Here is a 16,585-nt window from a genome sequence, read left to right as displayed (position 1 = left end):
TTGAAATATATGTCGGACGATGTTTAAATTAAAATCGTGAGTATAAAATTTGCTAATGATGAAACGTTTTCATATTTGGTGAATTTGATCAGATAAAATCGAGCGGTTTGTGGAAACATCCACACAACTACCAAGAGAAAAAGGGGCGAAAGACTAGATGTCAAAAATCATCGCGATTAACGCAGGAAGCTCTTCCTTAAAATTCCAATTATTTGAAATGCCAAGTGAAACAGTATTAACAAAAGGTTTAGTAGAACGTATCGGTTTAGAAGATAGTATCTTCACTATTACTGTAGATGGCGAAAAACAAAAAGAAATTACAAACATTCCAGATCACGCAGTAGCAGTTAATATGCTTCTTAAAAAGTTAACTGAAAACGGAATCGTTAAATCTCTAGATGAGATTGGCGGTATCGGTCACCGTGTTGTTCACGGCGGCGAAAAATTTGCTGACTCTGTTTTAATTACTGATGAAGTATTAGCTGATATCGAAGAATTAAGCGATTTAGCACCACTTCATAACCCAGCAAACGTTGTTGGTATTAAAGCATTCCAAGAAGTATTACCAAACGTACCAGCAGTAGCAGTATTCGATACAGCATTCCACCAAACAATGCCGGAATCTGCATTCCTATACAGCTTACCATATGAGTACTATGAAAAATTCGGCATCCGTAAATACGGTTTCCACGGAACTTCTCATAAATATGTAACTGAGCGTGCGGCTGAATTATTAGGTCGTCCAATTGAAAGCTTAAGCTTACTTTCTTGTCACTTAGGTAACGGTGCAAGTATCGCAGCAGTAGAAGGCGGTAAATCTATCGATACTTCTATGGGCTTCACACCACTTGCTGGTGTAACAATGGGTACACGTTCTGGTAACCTTGACCCTGCGTTAATTCCATACATCATGGAAAAAACAGGCCAAACAGTAGAAGAAGTAGTTAACGTATTAAACAAGAAGAGTGGTATGTTAGGTCTTACTGGTTACTCTAGTGACCTACGTGACATCATTGCGAAAGAAGAAGAAGGCGACCACCGTGCGAAAGTAGCACTTGATGTATTCGTAAGCCGTATCCACAAATACATCGGTTCTTACACTGCTCGTATGAAAGGTGTAGACGCAATCATCTTCACAGCTGGTGTAGGTGAAAACAGTGCGATTATTCGTGAGCGTGTATTAGAAGGCCTTGAGTACATGGGCGTATACTTCGATGCAAAACGTAATAACGTATTCGGTGAAGAAGCATTCATCAGCTTCCCACACTCTCCAGTAAAAATTATCGTAATTCCAACTGACGAAGAAGTTATGATTGCTCGTGACGTACTACGTCTTGGAGATATTGGTTAATATATGAAAAGAAAGACGAGATCCTATAGGATTTCGTCTTTTTTCTTTTGGATGTATTTTAAAACTCCATCTGGATATAATATTTTTTCTTTCTGAATGAATGCCGTAATAGGAATCCATTTCGCATACGCTACTGTTTCTTCATCTTGTATATTTAATATTTTCATTTCATATAGTGACGTGTCTAATAAACGCAAAGAATATAGTTGAATGATTTCATGACCAATGTCTCCATCGAGATGAAAGACATTTTCTAAACACCCTAAATAATTGGTGATTTCTATCTCCGTATGAAGCTCTTCTTTAAACTCCCGAATAACAGTATGTGCTGATTTTTCGCCAAGTTCAATTGAACCGCCAAGAGGACGATAATATATTTCGCCTTCTGTATAATATTCTTGTACGAGAAGGCGATCTTGATGTACAGCAAGACCGAAAGCTTTTGCACGTGGATACATATAGAATCACTCCTTATTTGTTTTGTATAAGGACGATTATAATCTATGGTGTGATAAAAGTATCGTGTATTTAAGTGTGCGGTCTAACTGTAATTCCATCAAATAAGTCTTTCCAAAATGCTTCATTGTATTGGTATACATCCATAATAGGACATTTCATAACGCAAATACGTTGTAATCCCCAATCTTCTTGGGTGATAGTTGGTATATCGGCAGGAATTAGTAACAGGACAGAGAATGTATGTGTAACGATTTGAGATAAAATTTGTTCTAGGGAACATGCTTCTTCATATGTTCCTCCAGTTCGAATAAATAATATGGATTCTGCCGTTTCAATTGTAGCTAGAAAACGATTAATACGATGTTCATAGTTTAACTTAATTTCTGTATAAGAAGGCCAAGAAGTTGGTGTGTTTACATCTGTTTTAAAGTCATGACAGGAGTCAATTTCATAAAGGTTGTCCCTTAATCTTAATTTTGCATCATCATCCCAAAATGAGATGAAGGATAAATTTTCGAAATTTAAAAAGCGGTCAAATCGATTTTGTAATAATACATTCACTTTTTCTAATGAGGGACTTAGCATAAAATCAATAACGCCAAAAAATGGTGATAATTCTAATTGATATAATGCCCAAGCGGGCCAGCAGTTTTGTCCTAAGCTGAATACCGCATTATATTCTTTTTTTATATCGGATAGATTCATGTGATTTATCTCATCCTTTTTGTTAATATTTTATGCCATTCAAAAATGGTATGTGAATAAAGATAGACAAGCATATTTGCAAAGAATAAGCAGAAATATGTTACAATAGAAAAAAATCGAACGAGGTGGTTGTTACGATGCGATCGAAGCGAGAACAAGCCATTTTAGACAATATAAAAGAATGGGAAGCGCAATTAGTTGAGCAAGAAGCGACCGATTTTCAAAAAGTGTTTGATAAATGGTTACATGCTACAGTTGCGAAATTACCTGAGAAAAAGCGAAAAGAATTCTTCACGAAAGCAGATGGATGGCTCTTTCATTTGCATGCATTTATTCAAAGTTCACAAGCACAGTTAGATGCACGTAATCGGATTTTAGGAACATCAAGGTTATTTGATGAATCGATTGAACAGCTTGAAGATTTGAAAGCATTATCTATTGATCAATTAACATACATAGCAGAGCAGCAAACAGCACGTCATCGTCTATATTCATTTGTACAAGGTGGGGCAACAGGTGCTGGAGGTTTATTATTATTAACGGCGGATTTTCCGGTTATGATCGCATTAAATGTGAAGGCAGTCCAACTTATTGCAACATCATTTGGACATGATGTGAACAAGCCGTATGAAATGATGCTTGCGTTAAAGGTGTTTCATGCGTCATTACTACCAGGAAGACTTCAGCAATATGCATGGTACAATTTATTGCAAGAGCTGGAGCAAGAAGATTCGTTCTTTTACGAAGGAGACGAAGCAGTGCTACAAACAGCTTCTACTGAGGTTGTGTTAAAACAAATTTTGAAGACATTTTCGATTTATGCTCTTCGTCGTAAATTATTCCAAGGTATACCGGTAATTGGAATGGCAATTGGATCTACAGTGAATTATCGTTTAACAAGAAACGTTACTGAATTTGCAAATAGATTTTATCAAGTGCGCCATATAGTCGAGAAAGAAAAAAGAGCATAAAAAAAGCGAGAGGCCGAAGCCTTTCGCTTTTTTAATTCGTTGCATGTTTTTTGGACATTGGAACAGATACTGGCTGCTTTTCTGCTGTTTTTTCTGTTTTTGGATAATAAATTAAATCCAATGTTTTTGCCTGTACGGCAATCGAAAGAATAGTAAAAGCAATTTCTGTCCAATTTAAATAATATAATGAAAGCGCAAGAACAATCGCGTCAAAGACGAAGAAAATTTGCCCAATTGTAAAACGAGTTCGTTTACTTAATACAATTGTTAAAATATCGTCTCCACCGGTTGCACCGCCAAATCGTAATATAAAACCGAGTCCAATACCAGCTAACGCACCGCCAACTACTGCAGCTATAAATAAGTTATTTGATAAATCTACCGTAAATGGAGAATAATTTTCCATAAAGGAATAAAATACTCCGAATGAAATTGAACCTAGGAATGAATAACCAACCATTTTTCTACCTAAAAATGAAGCGCACAGTAAAATAATTGGGATATCCATTAATACAGTTGAAATAGATGGTGAAATATCATAAAAGTTTTGAATGAATAGTGCAATTCCTACAAATCCACCTTCTGTTAAGTGGTTTTGGAAGTGAATGTGATATAGCGCTGCTGCTAAAATAAATGAACCGATTAAAACCATAAAAATTTCTTTAATAATTTGCCGACTTTGGATGTTCCTCATCGTTATTCCTTCTTTCCGTAGTTAGTAGTCCTTTTTGTGTTGTAAACTAACTACGAGCTCACATGTAGCTTTCAGTTAGTTTACGAAAAAACTAACTACGCTATATGTCGCTGAAGAAATAACGAATAATCCTCTCGTCCATCAATTCTCCCTACCTTCGTTTTAGTTTAAGTCTTAAAACGACTAAACAAAACGTGGAGTAGGATTCGTCATTTAGCAATCCTGCTCTTCTTTGTTTTGTTTAGTTAGTAACAATTAAGTCCTAAACAAAACGCTATGTGTAAGAAGAGTCTTTTTTTTGCCAAATTATCCTTCGGGCAATCATAATTTCCCCACTCTCGTATTTTTTTCGCTAGACTAAAGTATCTGAGCTGAAAAATACGCTACGTGTATGATTCGTCAATACGATGCCACATGCTCCTTCGAGCGATCATGATATCAAAATCCCTTCCTTCAAGATTTATACTATTATATCATACTTTTAAAAAATGTATGCGGATGGAAACCGACAATAAACGGAGGGAATCTACAAAAAATGTTATGTTTAAATATTTTTGTAGAAAAGCCTAAGTTATTTCGGAGGATTGGACAGTTTATAACGGTTTGTCCAATAAGTAAGAAAAAAGGGTTTTATTCCGTTGTGTTCTTTTCATCACTTTTATCTTTAAAAAACGCATCCCAACTAATTACACTTAAAAAAGTTAAAGTGATAATAACGAAAGCACGCATAATTTTTAAACCTCCTTTTGTACATAGTATATGAATCATTCGATTCAGAATGTGTCATTTTTTTACAAGTCTTAACTATTATGAGAGTATATTAATATAGATAGATGAAGGGGAGAGTGAAGGTATGCTAAAAGACATGTTCAAAAGAAAAGAATTAATATGCATTTCATGTCAGAAAAAAATTCAATATGAAGAAGAGCTTGTTGCTTTTGTAAAGTTGCCGAAAGAAAGAAGTATATTAGTTGGTCCATTCGATGTATGTTTGGCGAAAACAGCACAAGAAATATATTGTAAATCATGTTATGACAAAAAAAGCATGACCCAAAGTTATTGAGGGGCATGCTTTTTTCATTGGTGTGCTTTCCCCTCAGATACATTTTGAGTGAGTCGATACCAAAGCCAAAGGTCATTAATGATGGAAGCAAGATCGGCAATTTCTGAATTTAGTTTACAAGAAACTTCGAAGTCTTCTTCGTTATTTAAATAATGTTGTTTTGTATTAATATAGTGCTCAAGTTCTTTTATACGATCAGGAATTTTCCCGCGAACTTGTTCCCATTTTAGTAAAATAGCATGTTGCATTTTTTCGGGGATTTCTTCCCAGTCTTCTTGTAAATGTGGAATTTCAATTCCTAGATGTTCATCGTATAAGAAATACTTTTCCATAAGTTCACCCCCGTTTTCCTGCTTATATTGTACATAAAAACAGAAAGAAGTTCGACGAAATTGTTTGAAAAAATTTGAAAATGACTCTTGATACATTTTGTGAAAGGTGGTAAAGTGTGAATTATTATAAAAGAAAATGAATATTTATTCTTTAGGGGGATGCAAAATGGAGAAGAAAAAAGTTGTATTAGCATATTCCGGAGGTCTTGATACTTCCGTTGCAATTAAATGGTTACAAGAGAAGAATTATGATATTATCGCGCTTTGTTTAGACTTAGGGGAAGGTAAAGACTTAGCATTTGTAAAAGAAAAGGCACTTTCAGTAGGTGCAATTAAATCATATATGATTGATGTTCAAGAAGAATTTGCAAACGAATATGCATTGATGGCGATGCAAGCACACACATTATACGAAGGGAAATACCCTCTTGTCTCTGCATTATCTCGTCCGCTTATTGCGAAGAAATTAGTAGAAATCGCAGAACAAGAAGGCGCAACTGCAGTTGCACACGGATGTACAGGGAAAGGAAATGATCAAGTTCGTTTTGAAGTTTCTATTCAAGCATTAAATCCTTACTTAGAAGTGATTGCACCTGTACGTGAATGGAAGTGGTCACGTGAAGAAGAAATTGCCTATGCAAAAGAAAACGATGTACCAATTCCGATTAATTTAGATAGCCCGTTTTCAATCGATCAAAACTTATGGGGACGCAGCAACGAATGTGGAATTTTAGAAGATCCATGGGCAGCGCCGCCAGAAGATGCATATGAGATGACATTGGCATTAGAAGATACACCGAATAAACCAGAGTTTGTAGAAATCGGATTTGAAGCAGGCGTACCGACTACTTTAAATGGCACTGCATATTCACTTGCAGAATTAATTAAAACGTTAAATGCGCTTGCTGGAAAACACGGCGTTGGACGTATTGATCACGTAGAAAATCGTCTTGTCGGTATTAAATCTCGTGAAGTATACGAATGCCCAGCAGCAATGACGTTAATCACTGCGCATAAAGAGTTGGAAGATTTAACACACGTAAAAGAAGTAGCACATTTTAAACCAGTGATTGAACAGAAAATAACAGAACTTATTTATAATGGTTTATGGTTCTCGCCTTTAAAACAAGCGCTTCATGCATTTTTACAAGAAACGCAAAAGAATGTAACAGGTACAGTGCGTGTGAAATTATTTAAAGGTCATGCGATTGTAGAAGGACGTAAATCTGAATACTCTTTATACGATGAAAAATTAGCAACATATACTGCTCAAGATGAATTTAATCATGATGCAGCAGTTGGATTCATTTCATTATTCGGTTTACCGACGAAAGTATACAGCCAAGTGAATCAAAAGAAGGTGGAAGCGTGAGCAAACTTTGGGGCGGACGTTTTACAGAAGAAGCGGAAGCATGGGTTGAAGAGTTCGGAGCATCCATCTCCTTCGATCAACAATTAGTAAATCAAGATATAAATGGGAGTATGGCACACGTAACGATGCTAGCAAAGCAAGGCATCGTTACGCAAGAAGAAGCAGAGAAAATAAAGATAGGTCTTCAATATTTATTGAAAGAAGCAAAAGAGAATAAGCTACAATTTTCAGTAGAAGCAGAAGATATTCATTTAAACATCGAAAAAATGTTAATTGAACAAATTGGCGAAGTAGGAGGAAAACTTCACACTGGCCGAAGTCGTAATGATCAAGTAGCGACAGATATGCATTTGTATTTAAAAGAAAAGGTAGAACATATTATAAAAGCTACAAAGCAATTGCAAACTGTTCTTGTTCAACAAGCAGAAAATAATATTGAAACCATTATGCCGGGCTATACGCACTTGCAGCGTGCCCAGCCGATTTCATTTGCTCATCATATTCTCGCTTACTTTTGGATGTTAGAGCGTGATGTGAATCGTTATGAAGATTCGTTAAAACGTATTAACATTTCGCCATTAGGAGCAGGAGCGTTAGCTGGAACGACATTCCCCATTGACCGAGAGTATAGTGCGGAGCTTCTTGGATTTAATGGAATCTATGAAAATAGTTTAGATGCAGTAAGCGATCGTGATTTCATACTGGAGTTCCTAAGTAACTCCTCTATGCTTATGATGCACTTATCACGCTTTTGCGAAGAACTTATTTTATGGAGTAGCCAAGAGTTTCAATTTATTGAAATGAGCGATCAATATGCAACGGGAAGCAGCATTATGCCGCAAAAGAAAAACCCGGATATGGCGGAACTAATCCGTGGTAAAACAGGCAGAGTATACGGTAATTTATTCAGTTTACTCACAGTAATGAAAGGATTACCGCTCGCTTACAATAAAGACTTACAAGAAGATAAAGAAGGAATGTTTGATACAGTTAAAACAGTAGAAGGATGCCTTCATATTATGGCGGGCATGCTTGAAACGATGACTGTAAACAAAGAAAAAATGGGGCAAGCTGTGACGCAAGATTTCTCCAACGCAACAGAAATTGCTGACTATTTAGCGAACAAAGGACTACCATTCCGTCAAGCTCATGAAATTGTTGGAAAGTTAGTGCTATATTGCACACAAAAAGGAATTTATTTATTAGATGTCTCTCTTGAAACATATAAAGAAATGAGCTCCTTATTTGAAGAAGATTTGTATGAAGTGCTGTCACCATATGCAGCTGTAAAGCGTCGTAACAGTGCTGGCGGGACTGGGTTTGAACAAATCAAAAACGCTTTGGAGAAGGCGAAGGGGTTAACGAAAGAAGTTATTAAGAATTGAGTTGGGAAGTACGCCAGTCTAGTAAAGTCTGGCGTACTTTATTTTTTACTAGCATTTAAGTTACAATGTAGTAAAAAATAACAATTTAGGGGAAGTCTATGAAAAAAATAGTGTTGATCATTGTACTGTTAATTAGCTTAATTGCAAATGCTAAAGTGTTTCTTTTGGACAAATATATGTATGTTGGTGAAAAAGAAAAGCGAGAAGAAGCGGTTATCGCAACGATGTGGCATTTACAAGATAAAGGATATAAAGAAAGTGATATTTTATATATAAAACCGGCCTTTTATAGCAAAATGGATTCTTATGGTATGAATGTACAGTTTAAAGATGAACCAAATGAATCATATACATATAGAGTTTTAAAAGATGCGAAAACAAATAAACTAACTGTACACCAAGATAGCAATGAGTCTGGTGGTATGGGCGGGAAACATCAAGAGCTTAAATAAAGAAAGAAAACGACTGATGGCATTCGCCTGCAGTCGTTTTCTTTTAATCATACTTATGTCGATCTTCCGTAATTCGAATATACTCAATATCCATCAAATCACGAAGTAATGCACCATTACTTAGTTCAACGCCGTGCTTCTCTTTAAAATGAGTGCGAATCGTATCTAGCATTTCAATTTCTTTGCCGTTCACATCTAAAATAATGCGTTCAGAATCATCCATATAGCATCCTCCTTTTTTACACATATATATTTTGTCCGTCTATTTCTAAAAAATGTATGTTAACGTAATGTTAGGAAATAAGAAAGGGATGGAAAATGAGACGTATTTATTTTATAGGGCTAATTTTGTACACATTCATTGTATTACATGTTGCATTCCCAAATATCTTTTCATTTGAGGATTTAGAAACAGTACACGTTGCGATATTTATTTTTGCTCTATTTGTAGTAGATTGCTTTATTTCTATATGGCTTTCGAAAAGAAAAGATATACAAGGCAAAAAAGAAATGGAACGGAAAAAGAGAAAACGTTCCTTTTGGATGATGACATACTGTTTGTCTTTAGTGCTTACTGCTGCTTTTTTTAGTGAACATATTCCATTAGAAAGAGTAAATATTGGATTTGGAGCATTCGTATTCGCATACTATTTTTTTATGCACTTTCTTCCTTATATGAAAGAAAAGCGAGGAGAAGAGGAAAATCCGCTTGTAGAAGAAGAGAAAGAACAAGAGCATAAGAGAATAGAAGGGGATATAAAGAAACTTGGAGAACAAAAGTGGTATTTAAAATCAAAAATCATATACGTTCTTTGCTTTATTACGCCGCCAATTGGTTATTTGTATGTTTTCTTATTTCGTAAAAAAATGACAGAAGGTGCAAGGCGAACGTACTTAACGGTTGCGACGATTATGATGGCATTATGGTCTTTGAAGTTTCTTCCGCCTTATGTGTTGGCAATTACCGTTGTTGTCGTAGCATGTCTTTTGTTTATAGTGAAGTTTATAAAATGAAAACACGAAGCCTAATATGTAACACTGAATTTAAAATAGTTAAAAATATATAAGATATACTACACGAAGACACATGTTGTTTAACAATGTAGTTTTAAAGTGTAGAAACACTTATCTTGATACGCTTGTTTTTTATCACTACATTCATCAAAGTAACAATAAAGTCGTTTCTGTAATGATTTAAGAAAGGAATAACCTATTTAATAACTACATGCTACTGAATACAGTCTTTCATGTATTGTTATAAGAAGAAAAACAAGAGCCAGTGTTATTAAACTAACAGATAGATTAAAGTAAGAAATGTTATACTATAATTTGTTTAGTAATAATAGGAGGAATAATAATGGTTCAATCAATAGTTCATATCGCATTAGTAGTAAAAGACTACGATGAGGCAATAGAGTTTTATACAAAGAAACTAAATTTTACATTGGTCCAAGATATATATCAGCCAGAGCAAAATAAAAGATGGGTAGTGGTATCTCCTCCTGGTTCAGTCGGCACGACAATACTACTGGCTAGAGCATCTAAACCTGAGCAAGATTCTTTTATCGGTAACCAATCAGGCGGTAGAGTTTTTCTTTTCTTAAATACTGACGATTTTTGGAGAGATTATAATGAAATGATCTCAAGAGGAATAGAATTTGTGAGAGAACCGCAAGAGCAAGAATATGGAACAGTTGCAGTATTCAAAGATTTATACGGGAATTTATGGGATTTGTTACAACTAAAAGATGACCATCCAATCGCTCAAAGAATTAAGTAGAATACAGTTAAAATTTTATTAAATAATCAATTGGAAAATGGGGATTTTGAAGTGTTCTTTGATTTTGTGGAGTGGATTGATATTTTAAAATCCATACAAGAGTAGAGAAAAACAGAGAAGATTTATTCCCATGAATAAAAATAAAGGCATGTCGTGAAAAAAGGAGTGGATTTCCCACCCCTTTTTTAGTTTATTATCATTGTTTAACAATATGTGTTTATTGTTCATTCGAGCCTCGAACTTAATTTTCCTTATCCTTCGGTAAAATATGTGGACTTGGTGTTTTATCTATAAATTAAAGCTCACCTTGCTCTTCATCACCACGAACAACAAGGACATCGCATTTCGCATAGCGAATAATATGTTCAGAGACGCTACCAATTAGGAAACGCTCAACAGCATTTAAACCAGTCGCACCACACATAATTAAATCTACTTTATGGTTTGGAGCGATTTCTTTTGAAATTTTTGATTTAGGATTACCGAATTCTAATACAGTTTCAATTTTTTCAAGACCAGCTTCAAGCGCAGTTTTTTTGTAGTCTTCTAATAGGTCTTCTGCAAATAGATTTGCACGTTCCGCAATTGCACGGCTATAAGCTTCTACTGCTGAGTATGCTTTTACATCAACGATATGAGCAATTGTTAATGTTGCATTGTTGCGCTTTGCGACTTGAATTGCTTTTTTAAAGGCTTTTTCTGCTTCTTTAGAACCATCCACCGCGATTAAAATATTTGTATATGTATTATTCATAGTAAATTCCTCCCAATCTGTTTTATAACTGTTTACAACTTAATTATAAAACAAATTTTGGTAACGTGCTTGCCAGAAACGTTACAGAATTTTGAAAACTCTGTTTCAATTCATTTTAGTTGTAATTGGAGCGAGAACTTGTTACATATGAAGTATAGCAATTTAAAAGGGGGCAGTTTTGTGAGACATGCGCTCATTACAGCCGGTACGAAAGGTTTAGGAAAGCAAGTAACAGAAAAGTTATTGGCTAAAGGCTATTCAGTAACAGTAACGTACCATAGCGATATCACGGCTATGGAAACGATGAAAGAAACATATAAAGATGTGGAAGAGCGTCTACAATTCGTGCAAGCGGATGTCACGAAAAAGGAAGATTTACATAAAATAGTAGAAGAAGCGATGAGCCGTTTTGGCAAAATTGACTTTTTAATTAATAATGCTGGTCCATATGTATTTGAACGAAAAAAGTTAGTTGATTATGAAGAAGATGAATGGAATGAAATGATTCAGGGAAATTTAACAGCGGTATTTCATTTATTAAAACTTGTCGTTCCGGTCATGAGAAAACAGAACTTTGGCCGTATTATTAATTACGGATTTCAAGGGGCGGATAGTGCACCGGGATGGATTTATCGTTCAGCTTTTGCCGCAGCGAAAGTAGGACTTGTTTCATTAACGAAAACAGTTGCTTATGAAGAAGCGGAGTATGGTATCACTGCGAACATGGTATGTCCTGGTGATATTATTGGCGATATGAAAGAGGCAACTATTCAAGAAGCACGTCAGCTGAAAGAGCATAACACACCGATTGGTAGATCTGGAACAGGTGAAGATATTGCAAGAACCATTTCGTTTTTATGTGAGGACGATTCCGATATGATTACCGGTACAATTATTGAAGTGACTGGTGCAGTGGATGTTATTCATAGACATCGATAGAATAAAATAAGATGAAGTTTCGAATAATTGGACAGTTTATCCATTGTGCTGAGAGGTGCGGATAATACTGTCCTTTAATATAAAATTAAATCTATCGGAAAACTCGTGTTATTTTTTTGTCAAATATTGAGATATTATGTTAAAATATAAGAGCGTAGAAAGCGCTTTAAAAAATGATTCAGGGGTCATTTCATAACTCAAGGGGGAACTAATCATGCGTATCGGTATTCCAACAGAAATTAAAAACAATGAAAACCGTGTGGCAATGACGCCAGCGGGAGCAGTACATTTAGTACAAAATGGTCACGAAGTTTTTGTTCAAAAAGGAGCAGGTTTAGGATCTGGCTTTACAGATGAAGAATACGTACAAGCTGGTGCGAAACTTGTAGAAACTGCTGAAGAAGCATGGAATCAAGATATGGTTATGAAGGTAAAAGAGCCAGTAGCAAGTGAATACGGCTATTTCCGTGAAGGCTTAATCTTATTCACATACTTACACTTAGCTCCAGAACCAGAATTAACGAAAGCATTAATCGATAACAAAGTTGCATCAATCGCATACGAAACAGTACAATTAGACAATCGTTCTTTACCATTACTTGCACCTATGAGTGAAGTGGCTGGTCGTATGTCTGCACAAATCGGTGCACAATTCCTTGAGAAAAACAAAGGCGGTAAAGGTATTTTACTTGCAGGCGTTCCAGGGGTAAAACGCGGCAAAGTAACAATCATTGGCGGTGGTCAAGCTGGTACAAACGCAGCTAAGATTGCAGTAGGTTTAGGTGCAGATGTAACAATCATTGACTTAAGTGCAGAACGTCTTCGTCAATTAGATGATATTTTCGGTAACCAAGTAAAAACATTAATGTCTAATCCATACAACATTGCAGAAGCTGTTAAAGAATCTGACCTTGTTATTGGAGCAGTATTAATTCCGGGTGCAAAAGCGCCAAAACTTGTAACTGAAGAAATGATTCAATCAATGGAACCAGGTTCTGTCGTTGTAGATATCGCGATTGACCAAGGTGGTATTTTCGAAACAACTGATCGTATTACAACTCATGACAACCCAACTTACGAAAAACATGGCGTTGTTCATTATGCAGTTGCTAATATGCCAGGTGCAGTTCCACGTACGTCAACTCTTGCGTTAACAAACGTAACAGTACCATATGCAGTACAAATTGCTAACAAGGGCTACAAAGAAGCTTGCTTAGGCAACACTGCATTATTAAAAGGTATTAACACATTAGATGGTTATGTAACATTCGAAGCAGTTGCGGAAGCTCACGGCTTACAATACGCTGATGCAAAAGAGCTTCTTGAAAAAGCTCCTGCTTTATCATAATAGAAATACATTTGAGACCTTCCTTTTCGTGAGGAGGGTCTTTTTTATATGGAGAAATAACATGTGAATAATTGTTATTTATTGGTGTAAATCGATTTTTATTATGATAATTTAGAATTATATAATAAAAAGAGGGGATTCGATGGGGAGCAAAAAGAGGAAGGAAAAACAGGCAAAGAGACAAAGGTATATAAAGAACAAAAAGGAACAGAACATACCTTTTTCACAAAAAGTAGTCATTACGATAGAGAAAACATTTCGGTATATTTGTATGGCTCTGTATGTAATTTTGTGTATGTATTCATTTGGAGTGTTTTACAGTTTTGGGATAACTCCCAATATTATTGAGAGCATTCTAGAATTTATACTTGTTGTAATAGAATTAGCCTTATTCGTTATACTCTTTGCTACAGTATGGCCTAGTCATGAAAGTAAAAAAGATAGAAAAAGAAGCAAAAAATCTTCATACGCTTCAAGTTCATCAAGTGGATTCGGTGACTACAGTAGCAATGACTGTAGTAGCTCAAGTGATGGTGGAGGAGATTGCGGAGGTGGTGGAGATTAAGTTAGTTTTTTAGAAGAACGACTAATGAAAGGATGGGACGAAAGATGGAGACTGTGAACTTAATAGAATTAACAAAGGATATTAAAGATCAACATAAAAACTTCGTCGTTTCAAATATAAACAGTCATTGCTTACGAATCGCTGTATTTACTGGTGAATATGATTGGCACTATCATTCTAATTCGGATGAATTATTTATTGTGTTAGAGGGAGAATTACTTATTGATTTTGAAGATGGAGAAACAGCGGTTTTAAAGCCAAATGATTCAATCTTAATTCCAGCATGTAAGATTCATAGAACGAGAGCATTAAAGAGAACTGTAAATCTTTGTTTTGAACATATAGAGGCGGATACGATTAAAGTGGAGCAATTATGAAAAAATTATCCGTAGCCGAGTATAGAAAAATCCTTCCGATTTTAGAAAGTCATACAAAAACGACGACGTTTGCTTATGCGGTATGTGATCAAGTGATAGATGGTGAGGTTTTTGCAAACGAGAAATTAACAGCAGGATTAATTATTACAGCTAACGGTATCTATTATTTATTTGGTGATACTGATGATCAAAATTATAACGAAGAGTTATTTTCATATTTAAAAACAGCTATTGAAAAAACAGAGAAGAGATTTACACTCTTTACTTCAAGTGAAGAGTGGGAAATGATGTTAGAAGAGCGTTTTAGTAATACACTTCGGAACATCCCGCGAATGAAATTTCAAAGAGTAACCTTTGAGGAGAGAAAACGAGATTTTAACAAAAATACATATGAAGTGAAGCGTATTGATAGAAGAGATATAGAGCGAAGCAGTGAATTTAAAGAGGAGTACTACAAAGAATATTGGGGATCAAAAGAAACGTTTTTGAACGGTGGTTTTGGATTTTGTATAGAACAAGATGGGATAATTGTAGCTGAATGTGTCTCGATATTTAGCGGGAATGGTTATGCTGAAATAGATATTGCAACACATGAAGCGCATCAAGGGAAAGGATTAGCTCAAGCTGTTGCAACACGGTTCATTGAACATTGCATGCAAAATGATATTATACCGAGCTGGGATTGTTATGTAGACAATATTCCTTCGCGAAAATTAGCTAGTAAATTAAGTTTTTATCATCCAATAGAATACAGTTTGTTTGTACGTAAGAAAACGGGGGAAGAAAAATGAATGTAGAATTAACGAGATTTAAAGTTAAGCCTGGTAAGAGTCATCGAGTAAATGAATGGATGCAGCTTCTGAATGACAATATGAAAGAAGTACTTTTGACATTAAACGACGAAAAGATGTACGTTGAGACAATTTTCCGGGAAATAAGAGATGGAGAAGAGTACTTATATTGGTATTCTGTGCAAGGAGAAGGTGGGGCTCTTGTCGAAAATTCTCATTATGAAATTGATAAAAAGCACTTGGAATTTTGGTATGAGTGTATTGATGAAGAAGCACCCTCTGTTGATATGAAAACAGAAGTCGTTATGATTCAAGATGTTGTGAAGGACGCGATGAAATAATAGATTGGTATTTTATAACCGTAAAAGGGTCATCTTTTTGGTTGGAATATATATTATTGGAGATGCTGTAGGATGAGAATTAGTAATAAATATATCACTCTCGATGAAATAGAAGTAATAAGAGAACCTTTAAATAAATTGCATGAATATCATAATAATACATCAAGGCATTTTTCTGGTGACTATCCAAGAATGACATTTGAGGAACGTATTGAAATTTATAAACAAAATTCAAAGTATGGAGAGTATAGAATTGAATTATTAGTTGAGGCGGAAACAGATAATATATTAGGATGTTGTATAGCGTATAGCAAAAGTGTAAACGGAAAGATTGAAGTTTTATTCGTTGATGAAAGATACCGAAGAAACGGATTTGGTTTGAAATTAATGAATAGTGCAGTGGAATGGTTTAAAGCGAAGAAGATAGATGAAATTGAATTAACAGTAGTGTACGGAAATGAAGCTGTATCGTTTTATGAAAAGCTGGGGTTTTATCCTCGTTCAATTATTATGGAAACTAAGTCATAACGATAGTATGGAGAGAGATGAGTGAGAGTTTTTGTTTCAAAAAAGTGATTTATATGTTAATAAAATATATGTGAAGGGCGCATCAAAATAGATGTGCTTTTTATTATGATAAAAATGTAGAAAAGCTGTATTTGGATATCTTTAAGTGAAAATAAAAGGGATATTAAGAATCTTTTAGGACAAACTATAAAGAAATAAAAAACACCAAACCAAAAGACTTACCAATATACGGTATAGTCGTAACAGGAAAAACAGAGGATTTACAAAGTTTACAAGGGTCACCGTATATTAAGGCTGCTGTAAGAGGTGTAACAGTTGAGAAATATTGATTACAAGCGATTAATGTGAATAATCAGAAAATTTATGTTATAATATGGG

The 16,585-nt window shown here is 35.1% G+C and carries 21 protein-coding genes and 1 pseudogene; 16 read left to right on the top strand and 6 right to left on the bottom strand.

Annotation, left to right across the window (positions count from 1 at the left end; all coding sequences use genetic code 11):
• The first annotated feature begins 157 nt into the window (after positions 1 to 157).
• Positions 158 to 1,351 carry an acetate kinase gene (gene ackA / locus GD442_RS22760; RefSeq protein WP_000034575.1) on the top strand — a complete coding sequence of 398 codons (1,194 nt, stop codon included), beginning with the start codon at positions 158 to 160 and terminating at the stop codon, positions 1,349 to 1,351.
• A gap of 23 nt (positions 1,352 to 1,374) precedes the next feature.
• On the opposite strand, the gene GD442_RS22755 is transcribed toward ackA, so the two are convergent.
• Positions 1,375 to 1,809, bottom strand: coding sequence for an NUDIX hydrolase (locus GD442_RS22755; RefSeq protein ID WP_000283500.1), 435 nt, complete (start codon positions 1,807 to 1,809; stop codon positions 1,375 to 1,377).
• Between the two features lie 70 nt (positions 1,810 to 1,879).
• Complete coding sequence (locus tag GD442_RS22750) at positions 1,880 to 2,515, bottom strand: DUF1796 family putative cysteine peptidase (protein WP_001053729.1); 636 nt, start codon at positions 2,513 to 2,515, stop codon at positions 1,880 to 1,882.
• Positions 2,516 to 2,652: 137 nt separating this feature from the next.
• Here GD442_RS22750 and GD442_RS22745 point away from each other — a divergent pair, with 137 nt between their 5' ends.
• Entirely contained in the window at positions 2,653 to 3,486 is an 834-nt protein-coding gene (locus tag GD442_RS22745; protein ID WP_001256850.1) for an EcsC family protein, read from the top strand.
• A 31-nt stretch (positions 3,487 to 3,517) separates the two neighbouring features.
• Here GD442_RS22745 and GD442_RS22740 read toward each other — a convergent pair whose 3' ends face one another.
• Positions 3,518 to 4,180 (bottom strand): YitT family protein, encoded by a 663-nt coding sequence (locus tag GD442_RS22740; RefSeq protein WP_001244515.1) that lies wholly within the window; start codon positions 4,178 to 4,180, stop codon positions 3,518 to 3,520.
• Between the two features lie 853 nt (positions 4,181 to 5,033).
• Here GD442_RS22740 and GD442_RS22735 point away from each other — a divergent pair.
• Positions 5,034 to 5,243: a hypothetical protein gene (locus GD442_RS22735; protein ID WP_000910274.1), complete on the top strand. Its 210-nt coding sequence runs from the start codon at positions 5,034 to 5,036 to the stop codon at positions 5,241 to 5,243.
• Between the two features lie 14 nt (positions 5,244 to 5,257).
• Here the strand turns inward: GD442_RS22735 and GD442_RS22730 are convergent, their stop codons facing one another.
• Positions 5,258 to 5,575 (bottom strand): hypothetical protein, encoded by a 318-nt coding sequence (locus GD442_RS22730; RefSeq protein ID WP_000417218.1) that lies wholly within the window; start codon positions 5,573 to 5,575, stop codon positions 5,258 to 5,260.
• Between the two features lie 166 nt (positions 5,576 to 5,741).
• Here GD442_RS22730 and GD442_RS22725 point away from each other — a divergent pair, with 166 nt between their 5' ends.
• From GD442_RS22725 to GD442_RS22715, 3 genes are all read left to right on the top strand, one after another.
• Positions 5,742 to 6,947, top strand: a complete 1,206-nt coding sequence (locus GD442_RS22725) for an argininosuccinate synthase (RefSeq protein ID WP_000412315.1) — start codon at positions 5,742 to 5,744, stop codon at positions 6,945 to 6,947.
• Positions 6,944 to 8,332, top strand: coding sequence for an argininosuccinate lyase (gene argH / locus GD442_RS22720; RefSeq protein ID WP_017656263.1), 1,389 nt, complete (start codon positions 6,944 to 6,946; stop codon positions 8,330 to 8,332). Before GD442_RS22725 ends, argH begins: the two co-directional genes overlap by 4 nt.
• 98 nt (positions 8,333 to 8,430) lie before the next feature.
• Complete coding sequence (locus tag GD442_RS22715; RefSeq protein WP_000725032.1) at positions 8,431 to 8,784, top strand: DUF3139 domain-containing protein; 354 nt, start codon at positions 8,431 to 8,433, stop codon at positions 8,782 to 8,784.
• Between the two features lie 43 nt (positions 8,785 to 8,827).
• Here GD442_RS22715 and GD442_RS22710 read toward each other — a convergent pair whose 3' ends face one another.
• Positions 8,828 to 9,007 carry a hypothetical protein gene (locus GD442_RS22710; protein ID WP_000342760.1) on the bottom strand — a complete coding sequence of 60 codons (180 nt, stop codon included), beginning with the start codon at positions 9,005 to 9,007 and terminating at the stop codon, positions 8,828 to 8,830.
• Positions 9,008 to 9,102: 95 nt separating this feature from the next.
• Between GD442_RS22710 and GD442_RS22705 the strand changes: the two genes are divergently transcribed.
• Positions 9,103 to 9,798, top strand: coding sequence for a hypothetical protein (locus GD442_RS22705; protein WP_001252878.1), 696 nt, complete (start codon positions 9,103 to 9,105; stop codon positions 9,796 to 9,798).
• 343 nt (positions 9,799 to 10,141) lie between these two features.
• Complete coding sequence (locus GD442_RS22700; protein WP_000250791.1) at positions 10,142 to 10,564, top strand: VOC family protein; 423 nt, start codon at positions 10,142 to 10,144, stop codon at positions 10,562 to 10,564.
• Positions 10,565 to 10,859: 295 nt separating this feature from the next.
• On the opposite strand, the gene GD442_RS22695 is transcribed toward GD442_RS22700, so the two are convergent.
• On the bottom strand, positions 10,860 to 11,318 hold the full coding sequence (locus GD442_RS22695) for a universal stress protein (protein ID WP_001066673.1): 459 nt from the start codon (positions 11,316 to 11,318) through the stop codon (positions 10,860 to 10,862).
• 147 nt (positions 11,319 to 11,465) lie between these two features.
• On the opposite strand from GD442_RS22695, the gene GD442_RS22690 reads away from it, so the two are divergent.
• The 8 genes and pseudogenes from GD442_RS22690 to GD442_RS22655 form a co-directional block, all read left to right on the top strand.
• The gene (locus GD442_RS22690; RefSeq protein WP_002024902.1) at positions 11,466 to 12,257 is read left to right on the top strand and encodes an SDR family oxidoreductase; all 792 of its coding nucleotides are present in this window, start codon (positions 11,466 to 11,468) and stop codon (positions 12,255 to 12,257) included.
• A 214-nt stretch (positions 12,258 to 12,471) separates the two neighbouring features.
• Positions 12,472 to 13,605, top strand: a complete 1,134-nt coding sequence (gene ald / locus GD442_RS22685; RefSeq protein ID WP_001219403.1) for an alanine dehydrogenase — start codon at positions 12,472 to 12,474, stop codon at positions 13,603 to 13,605.
• A gap of 142 nt (positions 13,606 to 13,747) precedes the next feature.
• On the top strand, positions 13,748 to 14,170 hold the full coding sequence (locus tag GD442_RS22680) for a hypothetical protein (protein WP_086402152.1): 423 nt from the start codon (positions 13,748 to 13,750) through the stop codon (positions 14,168 to 14,170).
• A 44-nt stretch (positions 14,171 to 14,214) separates the two neighbouring features.
• Positions 14,215 to 14,547, top strand: coding sequence for a cupin domain-containing protein (locus tag GD442_RS22675; RefSeq protein WP_000450925.1), 333 nt, complete (start codon positions 14,215 to 14,217; stop codon positions 14,545 to 14,547).
• Positions 14,544 to 15,338, top strand: a complete 795-nt coding sequence (locus GD442_RS22670) for a GNAT family N-acetyltransferase (RefSeq protein WP_086402151.1) — start codon at positions 14,544 to 14,546, stop codon at positions 15,336 to 15,338. Before GD442_RS22675 ends, GD442_RS22670 begins: the two co-directional genes overlap by 4 nt.
• Positions 15,335 to 15,679 carry a DUF6176 family protein gene (locus GD442_RS22665; protein WP_001100217.1) on the top strand — a complete coding sequence of 115 codons (345 nt, stop codon included), beginning with the start codon at positions 15,335 to 15,337 and terminating at the stop codon, positions 15,677 to 15,679. The genes GD442_RS22670 and GD442_RS22665 overlap by 4 nt, the downstream gene beginning before the upstream one ends.
• Positions 15,680 to 15,751: 72 nt before the next feature.
• Positions 15,752 to 16,207 carry a GNAT family N-acetyltransferase gene (locus GD442_RS22660; RefSeq protein WP_001222930.1) on the top strand — a complete coding sequence of 152 codons (456 nt, stop codon included), beginning with the start codon at positions 15,752 to 15,754 and terminating at the stop codon, positions 16,205 to 16,207.
• Between the two features lie 138 nt (positions 16,208 to 16,345).
• Positions 16,346 to 16,536 (top strand): annotated as a pseudogene (locus GD442_RS22655) (anti sigma factor C-terminal domain-containing protein); the annotation flags it as partial.
• Positions 16,537 to 16,585: the final 49 nt, after the last annotated feature.

The sequence above is a fragment of the Bacillus sp. A260 genome, assembly GCF_009861435.1.
Classification (GTDB): domain Bacteria; phylum Bacillota; class Bacilli; order Bacillales; family Bacillaceae_G; genus Bacillus_A; species Bacillus_A cereus.
Note: the sequence above shows the minus strand (reverse complement) of the source record. Positions and strands in the feature narration are given on the sequence as shown.